At 45.8% G+C, this 2423-nt stretch carries 2 protein-coding genes; both read right to left on the bottom strand.

Translation table 11 applies throughout. From position 1 onward, the window contains the following. Positions 1-300: 300 nt before the first annotated feature. Complete coding sequence (locus tag G7Y52_RS14740; RefSeq protein WP_165073221.1) at positions 301-1539, bottom strand: Fic family protein; 1239 nt, start codon at positions 1537-1539, stop codon at positions 301-303. A 237-nt stretch (positions 1540-1776) separates the two neighbouring features. Then, positions 1777-2397 carry an IS630 family transposase gene (locus G7Y52_RS14735; RefSeq protein ID WP_165073219.1) on the bottom strand — a complete coding sequence of 207 codons (621 nt, stop codon included), beginning with the start codon at positions 2395-2397 and terminating at the stop codon, positions 1777-1779. Between the last annotated feature and the right edge of the window lie 26 nt (positions 2398-2423).

Below are 2423 nucleotides of genomic sequence, written 5' to 3'. Positions count from 1 at the left end.
TGGCTGCCGCAGTAACCAGTTGCTGTCTTCATCCGTAGCTTCCTTCGTCGCAACGGCTGAAGCCTGGACGCGAAATGATGGCAGCGCCGCTTTTGAAATTGAATAATTTCAAAAGCAAAATGCTCTAGGGCGTGTTAGCACTATCCTGCGCATTCTCAGCTATTTTAAAGAGTTCAACGAAAATCCTTTCCCCGGCAGAAGTACGAGGCAGTGTTCCGAAAAACAAGACTTTTTCTGATAAGCGTGAACAGACCCTAAAAGAAAGCAGCCCCGCTGGAAGATTTCAGCGGGGCTGCGCCTTTACTGTTCTCTGCGCAAAGAACGTCCTCGGCCCGGCCTCTTCCGGGTTATGTCCAGGGGCGTGCTCTGCGTTTTTTCCTTGAAGAGGCGCTCGCGCTCTTCAAGCAATTGGGCATCACGCCTGACCGTCAAACCTTTCTGCTCCCGTCGCAACTTGGTTTCAGCCATCCGTTCAAGCCGACGCGTGGATGCTTGCAGCATTTTGACGCGAGACAGGCGAGCTTCCTGTTCATGCAAGCGGTGCTGTTCTTGGCTATATTGTTCCCGCCACTGATTGCCGCGCCAGAGGGCGCTGATGGCATTGGGCTTAGCCCTGAGCACATTCTGGAGCTTTTGACTTTGGGCGGCAATTTTGTTTTCCAGATTGACCACAAGCCGGTCAGCCTGCTCGGATTTAGCCTGCATGAAATCTTTAAGTTGGGCATCATAGATATTTTTAGCGTCTGCTAGATGTTGCTGTTCGGACTGGCTTTCTTGGGCTCGTGGTTCAATCTCAGCGCCATCTATCCGATACTGACGTATGGCGATCTTATTAATTTCCTTGATCACCTCTGTGGCATCTGCCGTTTCATAAAAAGCGGCCATTTTTTCAAGAAACTGCTCTCCTTGGATATTAAGCGGATAAAAACACGCTTGCATGAGCAGACCATTCATAACAAGATTTGCCGTTCTCTTGTTACAATCGCTAAAAAACTGCGAACGCGCAAGAAATAAGAAGCTGCATAGCGCTTTTTCCTGTGCGTTGCCCAGACTGTTCAGAAATGCCGAGCCCTCTGCAAAAATTTTTTCGAGGTAGTCCGACTTTGGGGGAATATAGCTAGATTGCTCAATAAAAACCTGGTGTCCCCGAAACTTTCCACAATGTCTGGCCTCATCTCTGCCGACAAGTGCATGCAATGTACATATTGTTTCTTTATTCAAGGAAAAATTATTCTGCTCAATCAAATCAATCAGGCAATCGCAGGCTCGCCCATAATTTTCTATTGCACGCAACTGGCGTGTTGAGAGGCCTGATGTGGCTTGTCCGTCCAGAATGCTCCGCGTTTGGGCAATCGTGCAGTTAATATGTTCCAGGGTTTGCAGGGTAGAGCAGACATGCTCAACACGGTATTTATGAAAAGTGAACAAAGCATCCTGTGGATCCTCAGCCTTAAGCATCCGCAAACCCTGCTCTGGCAGTCTCCATGTGAAGCCCAAAGAACGCTTTGCTTCGTAGGCATCCAACATTTCAAATTTCATATAAAACTCGCTACCAGTCTTAGCCTTGTCCATAAAGACAGGCTGAACCATTCAAGAGCCTGCCGTGCTGTAGAGGCATGCTTTAGAGCAGATTACCTTTGACTTTTTATAAAAGTCAAAGGTGGCATTCAGGCGAAAAACGCGGTTTTCGCCTGAATATACGCCGCGTTGCGGCGGCTGCCGCTTTCGCGTCAGCAGAGCATTTTCAAAGTGAAAATGCTCTAGAGCATTTTGCTTTTAACTTTTTACATAGCCACAGGATTTAAACCATCCTTCAGCGTCTTTTTGTGTGATACAACTTAATGCTTTTCCAATGGATTTGTACAGTTCATCACATGTTTTTGCTTTCATACCCCGAAGTAATTGTTTCACTTTGCTCCACATCTTTTCAATGGGATTTAAATCCGGGCTGTATTCTGGAAGGAAAATATACTTGCAGCCTTTTTCCCTTATCAAGTTTTGGGCGGTTTTTGATTTATGGACATTCAAATTATCCATTATAACAACATCGTTAGCTTTAAGCGTTGGAAGAAGAAATTTTTCAATATAGGCATTGTACATTTTTCCATCCAGTGCCCCATCAAAAACAACACTGCAAGTTTCTCCCGTTACCCGGATTGCTGAAAGTATGCTTATCCTTTCCCAACGTCCGTCTGACGCATGATCATGGCAACGTTGCCCATTTCTGGCTCTGCCGTATAATCTCGTCATGTTGGTTTTGGCACCGGTTTCATCAATAAATATCAATCTATTACAGGAAGCTTTTTGCTGGAACAGTTTCCATTCCTCACGTTTCCTTCTTACATCTTCGCGTTCTTGTTCGCTGGCTTTGAGAGTTTTTTTTATATTTGTAGCCAAGTTTAACAAGCAGACGGTGGATGGCA

Origin of the sequence: Desulfovibrio sp. ZJ200, from assembly GCF_011039095.1 — a bacterium.
GTDB lineage: Bacteria > Desulfobacterota > Desulfovibrionia > Desulfovibrionales > Desulfovibrionaceae > Desulfovibrio.
This window is presented reverse-complemented; position numbering and strand designations above follow the sequence as displayed.